The organism is Nostoc sp. DedQUE07 (assembly GCF_034530975.2).
Classification (GTDB): Bacteria; Cyanobacteriota; Cyanobacteriia; order Cyanobacteriales; family Nostocaceae; genus Nostoc.
This window is the reverse complement of sequence record NZ_JAVRCC020000048.1, coordinates 36277-53869: the sequence shown is the minus strand read 5'-3', so window position 1 is coordinate 53869 and position 17593 is coordinate 36277. Positions and strand designations below refer to the sequence as shown.

The following is a 17593-nucleotide window of genomic DNA, read 5'->3' as shown; positions in this document are numbered from 1 at the left end:
ACATCCTCGATATCTTCAAGGATAAATCCGTTGACTCAATTGTTCGTTACGGTGCAGCATCGGCATTGGGAAATCTGGGGGAGGCTGCCAAACCCTACGTCAAAGACATCCTCGACATCCTCAAGGATAAATCCGTTGAGTCTTATGTTCGTTCCAGTACAGCATCAGCATTGGGAAATCTGGGGGAGGCTGCCAAACCCTACGTCAAAGACATCGCTGACATCCTCAAGGATAAAACCGTTGATAAAGATGTTCGTTCCGGTGCAGCAAAGGCATTGGGAAATCTGGGGGAGGCTGCCAAACCCTACGTCAAAGACATCGCTGACATCCCCAAGGATAAAACCGTTGATAAAGATGTTCGTTCCGGTGCAGCAGAGGCATTGGGAAATCTGGGGGAGGCTGCCCAACCCTACGTCAAAGACATCGCTGACATCCTCAAGGATAAAACCGTTGATAAAGATGTTCGTTCCGGTGCAGCAGTGGGATTGGGAAATCTGGGGGAGGCTGCCAAACCCTACATCAAAGACATCCTCGACTTCCTCAAGGATAAAACCGTTGACAATAGTGGTCGTTCCGGTGCAGCATCGGCATTGGGAAAGATAGAACAACTCAACCTGAATAATATTGTTGTAATTCTGGATAGCATCTATTACGCAGGTCAATCAGAATTTGAACAGTGGCGATTTTTGACATATTTTCTGAGTGGCGGCACTGATGAAATCAAAACACTGCTTACATGGCTGGGTTTTCCTGAGCCTAAAACAATTCCTGTTTCATTAAGCCACGATCGCGGTGATAAAACTCTCAAAATCTTTGCTCAAGTCTGGGAACCTAGCCAAGGTTTAGCACGATTACGGGAAGACTTAGCAAAGCAAATTGCTGTAGTTGCGAGAAAAGTCCATTGGCAACCGCAAGATATTGTGATTTTAGAAACTCACTACAATAACCTCAAAAACGCTGGCTACAACGAAGCTGATTCGCTGCAATCAGTAATAGTTAACCTCAAAACTTGGCAGTGGTTTCTCAACGCCAGAACTACTATTTTGATTCATGCTGCCTTTTGGCTTGCCCTCATCTTCGCTTATCCCAAATTTCCCCAAGTTCAAGCCATCTTCTTCTGGAATCCTTGGGTGAGGCGCATTCTCGGTGTCGGCTACGTCGGCTTAATTCTCACCTGGGTTCCCTTTTTCCGCGAAAAGTTATTTGAACCTTTCAAGCCTTCCCTACTAGCCGATGCCGGGTTAGATAATTTTAACCCCGAAGCTTATTTCCCAAATTCTAAAGTGAAAGTTCCCGGTGTAGAGGAACCCGTACCAATTACCCAAGTGCTACCTAGCATCAAAGGACAAGTCATCTTGGAAGGTGATTCTGGCTTGGGTAAGTCGATGTTTCTGCGTTATTTGGTAAAAACTTCTGGGCGGCTTGTGGTTTATCTACCTGCACACAAGTGTGACAAAGGGGTAATTGAGGCAATTCAAGCCAAGCTGCACGGACAAGCACAAGATGCTAATTTTCTCAAGAATTTAATTTACAGTGGTGCATTAGATATTTGCATTGACGGACTCAATGAAGTTACCGCCGACACCAGGGCAAAAATCTGTCAGTTTGCCGAAAGCTATTTTCGGGGTAACATCATCATGACCACCCAACCCCTAGAGTGGACACCACCCTCAACAGCCAAAATATATAAATTGCTCCCCCTTGAAGAACCACAAATTCAGCAATTTCTGATTTCCCGTCAGCCACGATTGCCCAAAAATGCCAAAGTTCAAGGTACTAATTATGAGCAAGCCACTGCTAGTTTTTTAACCAAAGCCCTCACTAATCAGCAATCACCCCAGGAATTAAGCGCGATTGAGAAAGTTCTCTCTAATCCAATGGATTTAACTGTGGTAGCCCTGATGTTATCCCAAGGTGAATACCCCGATTTGTTTCACTTGCAACAACATCAATATAATTTGATGGCAGCCGAATATTTGCAAGAGTGGAATCAAGAATTTCCCCTGAAAAAATTCTCCGATGCTGTCTATCAAATGCGGCTGAACGATAAACAGGCGTTACCTGCGGATGAATTTTACCAGGTATTACAGTCTTTAGAAGACGATAAATATAAAATGGTTGTCAGCCGTCAGTGGCAAGACGAAAAAGGCGAAGCCAAGAGAGAATGGTACTTTCGCCACGACAAGATTATGGATTTCTTTTTAGTGCAGAACTTTCTCGGCGAGAGTGAGGAAGCTAAAAACCGTCTCCTTGACCACATGGACGACCCCCGTTTTCGTGGTGTCTACTTTTTGCTAGCAACACTACTACCGTTAGATGCAGCGAAAGAACTGAAGGAAAAATTAGTTCAATACGCTGCTGATACCAAAGACCATACTGTGAGTGATACCTTTGTGCAATTGTTGCGACCAAGGGCGTGAGATTAATTCGTAATTGGTAATGGGCTACACGCTGCTACGCTAACGTAATTCGTAATTAAGAAAGAGACTTATAGGCTGAGGGGAAATTTTTGATTTCATTAAAATGAGTCTTTTAGCTCCATTAATGAGCCTTTGAACTCCATTAAAGAGCCTTTTAGCTCCATTAATGAGCCTTTGAACTCCATTAAAGAGCCTTTTACCTCCATTAATGAGTCTTTGAACTCCATTAAAGAGCCTTTTACCTCCATTAATGAGTCTTTGAACTCCATTAAAGAGCCTTTTACCTCCATTAATGAGCTTTTGAACTCCATTAATGAGTCTAGCACTAAGGGTAAATTCTTAATTTAATAAAAATCTGACCTTTCACATCGTGTAGAATAGCTAACGCTAAACCTAATCCCTGAGCAAGTTTCCTTACTAGGGAATAGAAGCGAGGTTTTCTAGATAAGAGTGAAAAGTCAGATATTGGAATGATATTATGTCCGCATAGTTAGTTATGATTCCCATAGTCATTGCACCCCACCCCCAACCCCTCCCCGCCTGCGGGGAGGGGAGATAAAACGCAGGTTTAGCGGGGTGGGGTTTTTTGGGTTTAATAAGCAATCAAGCGGACATGATATGACTGGAATAAAGAGATTGTGTTTGTCCTACTGCCAAGTAGAATCAATGCTCAGTTTACTTGGAACTAAGCTTAATACGTAGGCACAATGATTCTACGTTCCCAGCCGCGATCGCGCTCATAGCGACGGTTATTATCAATGTTGCGAAGGTCATTATCGCGGTCATATCGGCGGTTATTTTCGCGCTCATAACGGCGGTTATTTTCGCGCTCATAACGGCGATGATTTTCACGCTCATAACGGCGATTATTTTCGCGCTCATAGCGGCGATTATTTTCGCGCTCATAGCGGCGATTATTTTCGCGCTCATAGCGGCGGTTATTGTCGCGGTCATAGCGGCGATCGTCACGAATGTTGCGAAGGTCATTGTGGCGGTCATAATCACCATTTCTGTAGTGACGACTATGACGTTCGTAGTTAGCATCATTGTTGTGTTCATAGCCGTAGCTATCAAACTCAGCAAGATAAGACGCTGGTGTATTAGCCTCAGCTTTTGGAGAAATAGCCAAAGCTGATGCAGATGCTATCAAGCCAGCCAGCAAAATAGAGGTAAAGCGGTTCATCATGTTAGTCAAAAATTATTGACATTAATTTATGCAAGTCCAGTCTGTTTACGAAGAGCAGATTCCACAAGTCTTTAAATCAATCCTATCAGTCTTAAATAACTTGAAAAGTTTTCTTGAGTGCGGTGATTGAGAAAACTTTTGTTGTCTGTGATACTTTATGCTCTTCCAAATCTCATGAAAAGTTAAAATTAAAATGAGTATTTGAACTGGATGAATCCACCTTTGATCTTTGTTAACAAGTCTTTGAACTCCATTAATGAGCCTTTAATAATTAAATACGTTACGATCGCACCTTCCCAAAACCTACCAGCTAGACAAAACGCACACCAATATATGATTAGTGTGCGCTTGCGGTTAGATTTTAGAAATTCTCGAACTTAGCGATCGCATCTTTCATCTTATCTACCACCTCATCTACAGCTATAACTCCCAATTCCCCAGAGGCGCGGGTACGGATACTTAAGGTGTTAGTTTCCACTTCCTTAGCTCCTACCACTGCCATCACGGGTATTTTTTCTTTCTCTGCATTGCGAATTTGTTTACCCAAGCGATCGCCACTGGTATCAACTTCTGCACGGATGCCTAATGCACGCATCTTCGCCACCACATCTTTCGCAAAGTCTAACTGTGTATCACCCACTGGCAGTAATCTAGCTTGCACTGGCGCTAACCACAAAGGAAAATCACCTGCATATTCTTCAATTAAGATCCCAATCAACCTTTCCAGCGATCCAAAAGGCGCACGGTGAATCATCACTGGACGTTTGCGAACACCATCTTCGGCGACGTATTCCAACTCAAAGCGTTCAGGCAAATTGTAATCTACTTGTACAGTTCCTAATTGCCACTCGCGATCTAGGGCATCACTAAAGATAAAGTCAAGTTTTGGCCCATAGAATGCCGCTTCTCCAATCCCTTCAAAGTGTTCCATTCCCAAGGTTTCAACTGCACGGCGAATTGCACCTTCGGCTTTGTCCCAAACTTCATCTGAACCGATGTACTTATCACTAGCAGGATCGCGGAAACTCAGTCTAGCTTTAAAGTTCTTCAGTTGCAGCTTATTGAACACCGACAAAATCAAATCCACTACACTGAGGAATTCGCTATCTAGCTGTTCTGGAGTGACAAACAGGTGAGAATCATCCACAGTAAAACCGCGCACCCGTGTTAAACCGCCCAATTCCCCTGATTGTTCGTAGCGGTAAACAGTACCAAATTCCGCCAGTCGCATCGGTAGTTCCCGATAAGAGCGCAACTCACTCTTATATATTTGGATATGGAAGGGGCAATTCATCGGCTTCATCACGAAGCCCTGTTCCTGTGCAGCAGCTTCCTGATCGTCTGCCATCAAGGGGAACATATCTTCTTTATACTTCTGCCAATGTCCAGAAGTTTTAAATAAATCTACTCTGGCAATATGGGGTGTTACTACAGATAAGTAACCCCGTTTTACCTGTTCTTGCTTGAGGAAATCTTCTAAAGTACTCCGCAACAAAGTGCCTTTGGGTGTCCACAAAGGTAAACCCGGCCCTACTAGATCGGAAAATATAAATAATCCCAGTTCCTTACCCAGTTTCCGGTGATCTCGCCGTAGCGCTTCTTCTTTGCGTCGCTTATATTCAGCGAGTTGTTCTGGACTTTCCCAAGCGGTGGCGTAGATGCGTTGTAATTGGGCTTTAGTTTCATCCCCACGCCAATAAGCGCCAGCAACGCTTTCTAGTTCAACTGCTTTCGGGTTTAATTCACTAGTATTTTCCAGATGAGGCCCCGCACACAAATCCCACCATTCATTCCCCAGGTGGTAAATTGTGATTGGCTCCTCTTTGATATCTCCCAGGATTTCTAGCTTGTAAGGTTCATTAATTCCTTGAATCCGGCGTTCGGCTTCTTCGCGGCTGACTTCTTCCCGAATTACTGGCAATTTGCGATTGATAATCTTCGCCATCTCTTTCTTGATGGCTTTGAGATCGTTTTCGCTAAATGGTTCTGGACTGTCGAAGTCATAGTAAAAACCGTTTTCTATCCAAGGGCCGATTGTAACTTGCGCCTTGGGAAACAGCTTTTGTACCGCCATTGCCATAACATGGGAAGCAGTGTGGCGAATCTTTTTTAAGTTCTCCGATTCGCTGGTACGCGGTAAATAGATTTTTTCAACTTGTTCTGACTGTTGTGACTGATTTGATGAATTTGGCGACATTGGCTGCTGAACCGTTGGCGAGGTGATTACAAAAGGTGATTTATCTGAATCTGTAGGCTTATTCAACTATAACGACTTTGGTTAATTAGTCATTTGTCATTTGTCCGTTGTCATTTGTCCGTTACGAATAACTAATGACTAATGACTAATGACTAATAGCTAATGACTTTGCGTAGCGGTTTGATTCTGAGTCTTGAATTTTGACTTCTGAATTCTTCTTCAATCCAAAAATAAAGATAAATTTTTGATTTGTTACCGTGAGTTTCAAATTCAGGATTGCCCGCGTAGGCATAGCCCGTCGTAGACATCGCTAAATTATCTTATGAATTGCAACTCGCTGTCATATATGCCTATAGATGCCTGTCCAAAGGCACTGTACAAACCAGAGATCGAGACTATATAATAAATTTTGTGCCCTTTGTTACAAAATTTTACATTAAGTAATTATGAGAGAAATCTAAAAAGTATTAAGAAACGTAAATAACGTTAATATTAGTAAGCAAGTTTGAAATATCCCTCTTATTTATGTCAGACTCAAATTTACCAGGGCCTGAGTTGTTTAAAACGGTTTTAGATCCGCTGCTGGAAGATTTTCAGCATTGGTTTACGCGATCGCGCCATTTACTCGAAACTGAGGAACTCTCATTTATGAGTCACCAAGAGCAATCTGACTTGCTCTTGCGGGTTAAGCAAGCGCAGGATGAACTAAATACGGCGAAGATGCTATTTAATGCAACTGATAAACAAGTCGGAATTGATATGGCAACGTTAATGCCTTGGCATGAATTAGTAACAGAATGCTGGAATGTCGCAATGCGCTTTCGTCAAGGACGTGAAGTCTAAGCGCGCTAAATTTCGGCAGACAACTTAGCGATGTCTCAAGACTTACCAAGGAAGCGTCTACGCAAGATGGTAAATCAGTCGTTAAAAAAATAGTAGAAAATTCTTAACAATTTCTTAACATTAACTGGATTAGCAAAATAATGTATCCTATGCTACCGTAAGTGGAATAACGGTTGACAAATAGCTTCATATAAATGTAAGCGCCTGAAAAGTGCGTAGAATATTCGTCTTAACTGTGAGTACAGTATCGGCGAAACAAAGCGTTACAAAATAAAGTTTTAAAAATTGCTGTTCTGGAGGAAAATCCAATGTTACATCTGCTTTACATTCTTGCTTTTACAATCCTTGCATTTATAGCTGTTGGCAACTTAATTCGTAACCTGATTATGTTCAGTTTCGATCGGGAGCGAACTTACCCAACGAATTCCTCGCCAATGAATAACCAACGTAACTCTGGTTATTATTCATCAAAAAAACAGTTTGTACCCCATCCAGAGTTGTTAGATAGCGCGGGGAATTTAATTAAAGAGCCACTTTTGATAATGCGTTCAATTAACGTTGAAGATGCGCGTCAACATCTCGATGCACTTTACGAAGCATCCCCAGGACATAAAAGAGATAATTCAGAAGAAGCATAATGTAGAGACGCGATTAATCGCGTCTGTTAGCAATTTGGGTGTAAATGGTTGTTGTTTTTACATCCTTAATTTTTTTCTGAGTAAAAATTTATTTCCATATCAATCCAGTCAATGTAACTTTTTTACATTTTGTTAAAAATACTCAATTGGTGGACAACTCCACTCATCTTGCAAAGACTGCGATCGCAGGCGTATACAATTTTCATTCTATTTAGCTAGCGAATTTCCAATTCTTTTTTAGCACTTTTCAACTGTCTCCAGAGGATGTGAATTTGTTTGTAAGCCTCTTGTGGTGAAAGTTTACCACTAGTTTGGAGGCTGCAAATGTAGTTTACCCGTTGAGAAAAATCTTGAAGATTAGCGTTAAATACTAGATACTCTGGTTTAAATTGCCCATAATATGGACTACGAGGATATAAAAAATCGCATAGTTCCGATAGCAAATCAGATTGTCTGTTCATAAGTATTTAGAGTATTACGGATTAGAAATTATCTAATTAGAAAATTTTAATAAAGCTTTTGCCGACCCTTTTGACAAGCATTACAAAAAGAAGTTTGAGGTTCAAAGTCAAGACAGCCAAACGCTTCCTCAGAACAAGCTTTAGTTGGATGTACAGTACACTTAAGGCGATAGTCGTTAGTGAAATATTCACAAGCATGACAAGGAATTTGATGTAGCTTTTTTAAATGATTTATCCCTTGTTTTAAGGTAAACCCGATACTCAAAATAAAGAAAATAAAAGTGGCCCAAGCAAATGAAGCGCAAAAAATTGTAGCTAGCATAAGTCATCCTCCTAAAGATTAGAAAAAAGTGCCCGCAGTCAACTGCTTTTAACCGCAGGCATGAAATATTATTTAGCTAGTGTTGAGTGAAACTAAATTAACTGAGTCAGTAGGTAGACATAAATCAAAAGGAATGAGGCGAGTGTGAGCAATTTAAGTCTTGCTCTAATTTATTGTAAAGACGTAGCATTCTACGTCTTTACATGATGAGTATTAAATCACTAGATGATTAAATCGAGTTGATTGCGATCGCACCGAATAAAGCAATACTAGTCAATAGCAGATAAGCGAAGATTGCTCCACCAATTCCACCAATCAAAAAGCCCTCGGTAAATTGACTCCATTCGGCGACAGTATTGATGCTCTGTGGTACTTTGGCAACAGTTGCAACCGAAACCGATCGTGAATAGATTTCTTGCTGTCTTTCGTAGCTAGTAGTGCCATAAAGCGAAAAACCAATTGTCAGGATGATAATCAAACTGCCTGTGGCTAATAAACCAACCAAGCTGCCGACATTAGAATTGCGTAATAAACCCAATGAACCTAATGTTGCAAAGGGGCCAACTAGCCAGTAACCATGAGCCATGCCAATTTCTAATCCCCGCCACAAAGGAGATATACCGGGGCGGTAAATTGGTAAGTATTTGAGAAACTTCAGCGTCAGATCGGAAGAATTGACTGCGCTTACCTGATTACTCGTTTGGCGCTCTACACGTGGAGGCTGAACCATATCACCATTTTTAAAATCAAACCCGCCTGCGATCGCACGAGCGCGGAGAGCGTGCCAAATGTGACCTAACAGAAACATGAGCGCTAGGACAAAATGGAAAGTTACCAACCAACCACGAGCAGAAACTATACCAGTAGAAGTTTCTATAGCTTTAACTGGGCCATAAAAAACTTCCGGATAGACAGTGTTATTGACTGATGCAAAATATGCTGCTAAAAAGCCCATGTATGCTACAGCACCAATGCTGTAAGATAAATACGCTTCCCCTGAGTAAATCAAAACTCGGCGTGCCCAAGCAAATGGCTTAGTCAAGATGTGGAAAATACCACCACCAATTAACATCAAACCAACCCAGATGTGACCGCCAACAACATCTTCCAAGTTATCAACAGCAGCCAATCCCTCTGGCCCCCAAACCCCAAATAGGTAGCCAAAGATGCGCAATGGGTTAAGTGTCGGATGATTGATTACCCTGACATCTCCACCGCCAGCAGCCCAAGGGTCAAACAGTCCACCCCAAAACACCGCCTTAGCAACTAAAGCCAAAGCACCTAAACCTAAAAGCGTGAGGTGAATGCCCAAGATGGTTGTCATCTTGTCCTTATCTTTCCAGTCATAGCCAAAAAATCCAGCCCAAGTAGGATTATCTTGTAACACTTCTGGACCCAGCAGGGAGTGATAAATACCACCAGCTGCCAGAATCACTGAAGGTATCAGATGTAAGACACTGATTACAAAGTAGGGATAGGTGCTAATAACTTGCCCACCAGTACCGACACCCAAACCGAGAGTTGCTAGATGAGGTAGCAAAATTAAGCCTTGCTCATACATTGGCTCATTAGGGTTGAAGCGCGACAATTCAAACAGCGTCATCCCTCCAGCCCATAACAAAATCAATGCAGAATGGGCAATATGAGCGCCTAGTAATTTTCCCGATAAATTAGTGAGACGAAAGTTACCAGCCCACCAACCAACATCAGGTATCTGTTGCTTATATGGGCTATCTTCAATTACTGCTGTCATTTCCAAAACTCCTTGAGAATATTTAGCAATATTGTTGAGCTTATGATTCCAGACAATTGCAAATTTATTGCATTAAATGCATTAAATTGAATTTAGCTAATTGGTTGCGGAATCACCGCCTCCTGACTCACCCTACCTTTGCGAAAATCGAACCCACGCGCCCGCAAGGCGTGCCAGATATGACCTTGGAGAAAGAAGAAAGCTAACCAAAAATGGGCATTAGCTAACCAAGTCCGAGCAGTTACAAGGTCAGGGTCAGGTGATGAAAAGTACGGCACGATATTCTGTCTAACTACAAGCGCCGGACCATAAAAAACTTCAGGATAAACAGTGGTGTTTACTGATACAAAGAGAGTTGCAATAAAACCCATCAGTGCCAAAGCGCCCAGACTGTATGAGAGATAAGCTTCTCCAGACCAAACAAATAGTGGATGCGTCCAACTAAAGGGCTTAGTAGCTATGTGGAAAAGTCCACCAATAATCAACATTGCACCAACCCAAATATGTCCACCAACCACGTCTTCTAGGTTGTCAACGCCAGCAATCCAAAATTTACTAATTGCGCCAAACAGATAACCAAAAATGACGGCTGGGTTTAATGTCGGATTTGTAATTACCCGCACATTTTCAACATTTGGGTCGTACAAACCCCCAAAGTACATTGCTTTGGCGACTAACAAGAATGCACCACAACCCAGTAAAACCAGATGTATACCAAGGATTGTGGTCATTTTACCCGTGTCTGACCAGTCGTAGCCAAAGAAAGGAACTTTACCCTCCAATTTTTCCGGGCCACGCAGGGAATGAAAGATTCCTCCAAAACCCAAAAAAGCTGAGGAAATTAGATGTAAAGCTCCAATTACAAAGTAGGGATAAGTATCGACGACTGCACCATTTGCACTAACACTCCAACCTTGAGTAGCTAGATGAGGTAGCAAAATTAAGCCTTGCGAATACATTGGTTCTGCTGGATTAAAGTGGGCTAGCTCAAATAAAGTCATAGCTCCTGCCCAGAAAACGATCAGACCAGAATGAGCGACGTGAGCGCCTAGTAGTTTCCCCGATAAGCTGGTGAGTCTGGCGTTACCAGCCCACCAAGGCGAGTCAGTAAGGTCTTGCTCCACCGACAGCGGACTTGTAGAAGTTGTCATTTTACCCTCTAACTTATTGATTAATTTTCTCAATAGTTGTCAAAAAAGAGTCTACAATAAAATTCAAATTAATGAAAGTAAATCTCATTAATGAGATTGTAAACTTTTACAAAAAAGCGTATTGACAACGTAAATACATCTTGCCTAAACTATGTAGGGATAGATGTGTTTTCGTGCTTAATGGCATCACCTTTATTTGGAACGAGGAGAAAGCTTGGATTAATCGCAGCAATGATGACGGCATAACATTTCAACAAGCCGTAGAAGCTTTCTTCGATCCGTTTCTGGTGGCGGTTGATGCAAGCCGCAATGGGAGCGGGATGCTGTGATTGGCTTGGACAAACGATAGAATCTTCTCTACGTCGTCTACATTGAGCGTGAAAACGACATGATTCGGATTATCTCGGCTCGGAAAGCGACGCGTAAGGAAGGTGAATACTATGAAAGCTGAAGTCTTAAAAAAGCGACTTGATAAAAATCGTCCAATGACGACAGTCACAATTCGCATTCCCGAAGATGTGATTGAGGATTTGAAACGAGTAGCACCATTGTTAGGGTTTTCTGGTTATCAGCCATTAGTTCGCGCTTACATCGGACAAGGACTTCGAGCCGATCTTGAGCGACTTGAAGGAAATACTGTTTCGACATTGATTGCCAGCTTGAAACGGCATGGTGTCAGTGATGAGATAATTCGTGAAGCACTCAGCGAAGCGACTGGGGGGTAGTTTTAAATTCTCTGTTCGCAGTTAGACAAGACAAGGTTCTGGCACACATCAAGATTCAGGTCTGAATTATAACTGTATAACATCTCATTTGAGCAGATATACGAAATACACTGGTAAATATAAGATATGGGAATAGAGGGAAACTTCAAACAAATATCCACATCTATTTTAGCGAAACAAGATTTGTATGTGTTGGACTTGTATCTTCATGCAAAAGAAGCCCTAGAAACCAAAGCAGTTCAACATCTACCTACCTACTTAAAAAAAAGGAATAAATAATAACTTGAACGCTCTTATTGCTGAAGAGCAATGGAAAATTGGAAGACTAGATATTGATTCATATTGGCACGCAATTCACTACTTGCTAACTGAAGACATATCTCCGTGGGAAGAATGTCAGATACCTTATTACTTAGTAAAGCAATTAGCAACTGAAGGTGTAATTTCAAAATCTGAGTATCAGTTACTAATGAATGCACTCCCATTACGTAATTCTATTGCTCATGGCTTCAAAACTACACAAATTACGCAAAATTCTGTATCTGAATTGATCGAGCTTACAGAACAACTCTTGAGAACTGTACATACTGACGATGAAGCAGGCTAACACTGCGTTGGTTGGAGTGGATGGCACTGCGCGATGTCTACGACGGGCTATGCGCTACGCACCAAGTATATCAGCCTAAAATAGGGAGTGGTGAATTTCCTACTCCCTACTCTCTTCCTATGCTTCAATAACTACTCGAAGATTACCCCGTTTTTTAGCAACGCGACAAGCAGTCGTAGTCCCAGAACGCTCGAATTCCAAATCGAGGATGGTGGGGCCTACTTGTAAATTATGAAATGACAAGCGATTAATCGATTCTGGTAAAGCGGGGTCGATGATTCGCAAGCAGTTATTTTGAGCATCAGGCACTAAGTTGACCATCATTTGCAGTAGTTGGAAAATACTACCCGTAGCCCAAGCTTGGGGAGTGCAAGCAACCGGATACTGCACAGGAGCATTATCACCGTTCCGTTCGTAGCCGCAGAAAAGTTCTGGAGGACGTTGATAGGGTTGCTGCTGAGTCATGTCAAATAAACCTTGGAATATTTCTAAAGCTTGATCGATAAGACCGAGCGATCGCAATCCCATTGCAATCAGAGCGTTATCATGGGGCCAAACCGAACCAATGTGATAACCCATCGGATTATAAGCGGGTGACAAACTACTTAGAGTCCGAATGCCCCAACCATTAAACATATCTGGTGCCCGCAACCGTTCTGCAACACTATGAGCTTTTTCGTCTGTGAAAAGTCCCAAATGCAGACAATGACCGGGATTTGAGGTAATACTGTCTACTGGCTTACCTTCTCCATCCAAAGCCAGGGCGCAGAAATCTTGGTCTTCTACCCAAAAATCTTGATTAAACCGAACCTTAAGATTTCTGGCCTCCTCTTGCCAACGATCTGCCAAATCAAGCCGCTTCTTCATCCTAGCTATTTCTGCTAGGCGAATTTTTGCAGCATAAACGTAAGCTTGTACCTCACACAGAGCAATTGGGCCGTTGGCTAATTCTCCCTTGCGGTCTACAATACAGTCGCCAGAATCTTTCCAACCTTGGTTAACAAGACCGCGTTTGGATCTACGGAAGTAGCTGAGGTAAGTGGTTTCTTTGGTATTGCGATCGATCCACTCCATTGCCGCTAGAGCATTGGGCCAAAGTTGCTCTAAGAGTTCTCGATCGTGAGTCCAAGCATAATGTTCGGCATAGAGCAGCAGCCACAAGGGAGTGGCATCAACTGTACCGTAGTAAGGTGTATGGGGAATTTCTTCACAACGAGCCATTTCTCCCAAACGTAACTCGTGCAAAATCTTACCCGGTTCTTCTTCGCGCCATTCGTCGTCAATTTTACCTTGGTATGTTGCCAGTAATATCAGAGTTTCCTTGGCGATTTGCGAGTTTAACATCAGGCTTTGAGAAGCTGTAATCAACGAATCTCGCCCAAATAATGTCGAAAACCAAGGTACTCCAGCGGAAACAGTCTTATGCTTACCAAAAGACTGGCGCAACAAATACATATCTTGTTCAGCCCGCTCAATCACTCGATTGAAGGTACTCTTATCTGAGCTAATGCGAGTAATTTGTTGTACCCAGTGCTGCTCCTCCATCCACTCAGCAGCTTTCGCCTGTCCTAAAGTGGTGGCGGCGCTCACGGTTGAACTGGACTGGTTGTTTCTCAACATATTCACTCGGTAGCCCAGCTTTTGAGTTTCGTGAGAAGCCAACTCTAGCTGCCAAACCGCAGTGTAACCCTTGAAATTGTCTGGTTGCCGATGCTGGAATAAAATTCGGGATTCCATCACCGAGCCATCCAGGCCTTGATAGGCGAGTGTTAAGGATTCTTCTCTATAGGCAGATGGCTCTTTAGGTACAGGTGCAACACCATCGACGCGATCGGATGTTCCTTCCTCAGTCGTCGGTTCTACTAGGCGTAAAAGCCGACCTCGTTTTTCTCTGTCATAGCCACGGACTTCAAATAAATCAACAAAATCCGCATCAAAACTGATACTTAGTTCAAAATTGACAGTGGTTGTGCTGTAGTTAGATACTTCTATTTCTTCAAATAGTGCCCCATTCAGCACGATTTCCCGGCGAATTCCGATAGTCTCGGCTTTTAGGCGTTCGTCGATTCTGGGATTGGTACACAAAACTGAGAGTGCAAAACCTTTTTCGGCAGTACTACTGAGGAGTACAGGCGATCGCCCTTCAATTTGCAACTCCAAGCGATTGAGAAATCTCGTATCACAACAAAACAGTCCCAGACTGAGATTACCATCGTTGAGGGAACAGCCAGAAATATTACCGATAGTATCTGTCACAAAAAATAAATCATCATCTTTAACCGTTAGTGTCGGTTGCGATCTTTCAGCCACAACACAAGGCCACTCCGGAATCGGTAATTGTTCGGCAGGAATAAAAGTTTTTCCATCCAGAAAAATTTTTTCTGGGGTGATTAGCGTATCCGGTGTCATTAGACAAAGTTCCGTGTACAGGTCTATATTTTTGTGGTCTTTTGAGTATAAGTCTCTTCCCCAAGAGGCAGAAGGAAAGAATAAATACCTTTTGCTTTGAGACAGAGCAACTAAATTTATTTAGGTCGATAAAAGAAAGATTTGTGTCTCGACACATAGTTTAAACAAAAAACAGCGTATTGTAGAGAGACACAAGATTTTAAATAATCTTTGATATTTGATTAGACTAATTTATGATAATTAATTGATTAAGTTTAATCAACATTAGTGATTAAGTTATGTAAATATCGCAGTCATGATTTTTGGCTAAGAAAACTTATTTAGCAAGCAGAAATCAACGTCGGCGAAGTAGGCAATGTCTACGACAGGCGATTTTGCCAACGCATGGACTAGAAATCGAGCGTCCGTGGTTATTAGCGAACACAGTAGTTAAAACCATACAATAATTAATGTTTTAGTACTTATTCCTGAAAAAATTTACCTGTACAAGCAAAAGCATCAGTTGCCCTGAATGTATATTGGGCGTAATAGGTTGTCAATCAGCAAATCAAGTGTACCCACGCCCCTTATTTGGTAACAAAGTGTTGCGACTAGCTTTGGCGAAAAGCGCTTTTTAGCGTTCTTTACATATTGCAACTATCTATTTAACTTGAGAGTCCCTTGGAATTTGTACAATGCAGCTGTGACGTGGATCTGATCGAGGTTGAGCGTTTAACAATAATTCATGAGCATTTCGACTTCTGTGCTGAGTGATCTGCTAAAGTCCCTACCCAACTTGCGGCCCCAGCTATATTTTAAGGCTTCACTAACGGCGCTCTCCCACGCGATGGAAGATCAAGTTTTGGCTGCGACTTTAGCGAAACCCCTTGTAATTGCTAGTTTCCAGCGAGAGCGATTCTACCGCCAAGAAGCTCATCGCTACCTGCGACTTGCCTTGCGGAGTAACCAAATATACGTATTAGCTGCTCCAGAAACGGATTTCGCCAACAGTTCGGAACACTACGAAAAGATAGCTTTTGAGGCAACGGATGGCTTAAGTCAGGAGTGGCATTTGGTAGTGATTGCTGACAATTATGCTACTTGTCTGGTTTGCCGAGAAAACCTTGGTTCTCTTGCCAAAAATAACCAACTACCGGAACTAAGCCCTAATTTGGATATAGACACAGCCCGAAGATTTGAGGGAATTTGGACATCAGAAAGGGGAGTTAGCCTGAAAGCCGCTGAATTGTTGTTAGATCGGGTTTTGGTTTACAGACCAGAACTGACAAGTAAAATTCAACAGGCACGTCAGAGGTTTGGCATTGGCGAACCGCGAAACTACTTTGGAGCCGAACAAGTAAACGAGTATGCCTGTGACATTGATACAGATCCCTTTGTGCAGCGCTTAGTAACTTATTTGCAAGCTAGTCAGTACAAATTGCACAAAGCTTACCGTTCTATTGCTGCTCAAGCACGAAAAGAGCGATTAGTCAACTCAATTAGTACTGCGATTCGGCGATCGCTCGATCCTCATGAAGTTCTCCAGGTGGCGGCACAAGAATTAGGGCAACACCTAGAAGCTTGTCGCTGTTTAATTTACCGCGCTCAAGCTACGGATAGCCAAGCGATAATTGAACACGAGTTTTTGACTCCCGGTATTTTATCTGTTTGCGGACAAACCTGGGAGTTAGAGAAAAATTCTCTATTTCGGGACATCGTAGAACTTGGCGAAGGTGTTTGTGTCAGCGATACGCTCAGTGACCCCCGCGTTACCAAATCGCCAGGGCTTTCCACGATCGCCAAAAAGTTTGCCATTCGTTCTTGGCTGATGGAACCAGTTTTCTATCAGGGGCGATTATTGGGGATTGTAGAGTTACATTACTGCCGGATGCCACCCCACGAGTGCCAACCTGGAGAATTGGATTTGGTAGAAGCGATCGCTACCCAAGTAGGAGCAGCTCTCATCCAAGCGGAAGCTTACGCTAACCTAGAAGAACTTAACCAGCAGCTAGAAGCCCTAGACCGCACCCGCAGCAACCTCATAGCCATCACCGGACACGAACTGCGTACTCCCCTATCTACAATTCAAGTGTGCCTGGAAAGTCTTGCTAGCGAACCGGATATGCCCTTGGAGTTGCAGCAGGTCATGCTCAACACTGCTCTTTCCGACTCGGAACGGATGCGAAAACTGGTACAAGATTTCCTCACACTTTCCAACTTGGAAAGCGGCCGGGTGGAATGGCATCCAGAATCCCTCAGCTTACAAGAATGTGTCGATTTAGCACTCAGCCGAAATCGCACGCGTTCCTCAACGGAAAAGCTGCCCCAAATCAAGACTCAAATTGCCGAAAATCTACCTTTAGTAAGAGCTGACGGTGATTGGCTAGTCGAGGTGCTGGCAAAACTTATGGACAATGCTTTGAAATTTACGCCGCCCCAAGGAGAAATCACGATTAAAGCGATTTACAACAGCCGTCAAATGGTCGAAGTGACTGTAGCTGACACTGGACGCGGCATTGAACCAAATCGTTTAGAAGTAGTTTTTGACCGCTTCTATCAAGAAGAAGGAGCGCTGCGCCGCACCACTGGCGGGACTGGACTTGGTTTAGCAATTTGCCGTCAAATTGTTAATGGCTGGGGTGGGAAAATTTGGGCAGAGTCAGCTGGCAAAGACCAGGGCAGTCAGTTTCACTTCACTATCCCAATTGTTCGGAGTAGCCAAGAGGAAAAGCGGACAAAAGTCAAGAGTAAATAGATATTTAGTCCTTTGTCATTAGTCATTGGGCATGGGGCATGGGGCATGGGGCATGGGGCATGGGGCATGGGGCATTGGTTTTTAACAAATGACAAAGGACAAATGACAAATGACAAAGAACAAATGACTAAAAACTGTTACAGTCTA

General features: G+C 42.8%; 15 protein-coding genes. 7 read left to right on the top strand and 8 right to left on the bottom strand.

The window, feature by feature from the left end; genetic code table 11:
* Positions 1 to 2420, top strand: a 2420-nt coding sequence (locus tag RMZ95_RS26840; RefSeq protein ID WP_409883895.1) for a PBS lyase, incomplete at its 5' end; no start/stop codon positions are given.
* A gap of 98 nt (positions 2421 to 2518) precedes the next feature.
* Here RMZ95_RS26840 and RMZ95_RS26835 read toward each other — a convergent pair.
* The 3 genes from RMZ95_RS26835 to thrS form a co-directional block, all read right to left on the bottom strand.
* Positions 2519 to 2746, bottom strand: a complete 228-nt coding sequence (locus RMZ95_RS26835) for a hypothetical protein (RefSeq protein WP_322682190.1) — start codon at positions 2744 to 2746, stop codon at positions 2519 to 2521.
* A 365-nt stretch (positions 2747 to 3111) separates the two neighbouring features.
* Complete coding sequence (locus RMZ95_RS26830; RefSeq protein ID WP_409883893.1) at positions 3112 to 3606, bottom strand: hypothetical protein; 495 nt, start codon at positions 3604 to 3606, stop codon at positions 3112 to 3114.
* Between the two features lie 361 nt (positions 3607 to 3967).
* Positions 3968 to 5803, bottom strand: a complete 1836-nt coding sequence (gene thrS / locus RMZ95_RS26825) for a threonine--tRNA ligase (RefSeq protein WP_322682200.1) — start codon at positions 5801 to 5803, stop codon at positions 3968 to 3970.
* A 525-nt stretch (positions 5804 to 6328) separates the two neighbouring features.
* Here thrS and RMZ95_RS26820 point away from each other — a divergent pair.
* Together RMZ95_RS26820 and RMZ95_RS26815 are read left to right on the top strand one after the other, a co-directional pair.
* The gene (locus RMZ95_RS26820) at positions 6329 to 6646 is read left to right on the top strand and encodes a DUF2605 domain-containing protein (protein WP_322672930.1); all 318 of its coding nucleotides are present in this window, start codon (positions 6329 to 6331) and stop codon (positions 6644 to 6646) included.
* A 308-nt stretch (positions 6647 to 6954) separates the two neighbouring features.
* Complete coding sequence (locus RMZ95_RS26815; RefSeq protein ID WP_322672931.1) at positions 6955 to 7284, top strand: DUF2973 domain-containing protein; 330 nt, start codon at positions 6955 to 6957, stop codon at positions 7282 to 7284.
* Positions 7285 to 7499: 215 nt separating this feature from the next.
* Here RMZ95_RS26815 and RMZ95_RS26810 read toward each other — a convergent pair whose 3' ends face one another.
* From RMZ95_RS26810 to RMZ95_RS26795, 4 genes are all read right to left on the bottom strand, one after another.
* Positions 7500 to 7745 (bottom strand): hypothetical protein, encoded by a 246-nt coding sequence (locus RMZ95_RS26810; protein WP_322682188.1) that lies wholly within the window; start codon positions 7743 to 7745, stop codon positions 7500 to 7502.
* A gap of 46 nt (positions 7746 to 7791) precedes the next feature.
* A complete protein-coding gene (locus tag RMZ95_RS26805; RefSeq protein ID WP_322682187.1) occupies positions 7792 to 8067 on the bottom strand; it encodes a hypothetical protein in 276 nt (91 codons plus the stop codon).
* A gap of 229 nt (positions 8068 to 8296) precedes the next feature.
* A complete protein-coding gene (locus RMZ95_RS26800; protein WP_322682186.1) occupies positions 8297 to 9820 on the bottom strand; it encodes a chlorophyll a/b binding light-harvesting protein in 1524 nt (507 codons plus the stop codon).
* Positions 9821 to 9912: 92 nt separating this feature from the next.
* Positions 9913 to 10971, bottom strand: a complete 1059-nt coding sequence (locus RMZ95_RS26795; RefSeq protein WP_322682185.1) for a chlorophyll a/b binding light-harvesting protein — start codon at positions 10969 to 10971, stop codon at positions 9913 to 9915.
* A gap of 140 nt (positions 10972 to 11111) precedes the next feature.
* On the opposite strand from RMZ95_RS26795, the gene RMZ95_RS26790 reads away from it, so the two are divergent.
* From RMZ95_RS26790 to RMZ95_RS26780, 3 genes are all read left to right on the top strand, one after another.
* Positions 11112 to 11300, top strand: coding sequence for a hypothetical protein (locus tag RMZ95_RS26790; RefSeq protein WP_322672936.1), 189 nt, complete (start codon positions 11112 to 11114; stop codon positions 11298 to 11300).
* 111 nt (positions 11301 to 11411) lie between these two features.
* The gene (locus RMZ95_RS26785) at positions 11412 to 11696 is read left to right on the top strand and encodes a hypothetical protein (protein WP_322672937.1); all 285 of its coding nucleotides are present in this window, start codon (positions 11412 to 11414) and stop codon (positions 11694 to 11696) included.
* A 283-nt stretch (positions 11697 to 11979) separates the two neighbouring features.
* A complete protein-coding gene (locus RMZ95_RS26780; RefSeq protein ID WP_322672938.1) occupies positions 11980 to 12303 on the top strand; it encodes a hypothetical protein in 324 nt (107 codons plus the stop codon).
* A 117-nt stretch (positions 12304 to 12420) separates the two neighbouring features.
* On the opposite strand, the gene RMZ95_RS26775 is transcribed toward RMZ95_RS26780, so the two are convergent.
* Positions 12421 to 14712: an amylo-alpha-1,6-glucosidase gene (locus RMZ95_RS26775; protein WP_322672939.1), complete on the bottom strand. Its 2292-nt coding sequence runs from the start codon at positions 14710 to 14712 to the stop codon at positions 12421 to 12423.
* Between the two features lie 724 nt (positions 14713 to 15436).
* Here RMZ95_RS26775 and RMZ95_RS26770 point away from each other — a divergent pair.
* Positions 15437 to 17446, top strand: coding sequence for a DICT sensory domain-containing protein (locus RMZ95_RS26770; protein ID WP_322682184.1), 2010 nt, complete (start codon positions 15437 to 15439; stop codon positions 17444 to 17446).
* The last annotated feature ends 147 nt before the right edge of the window (positions 17447 to 17593 follow it).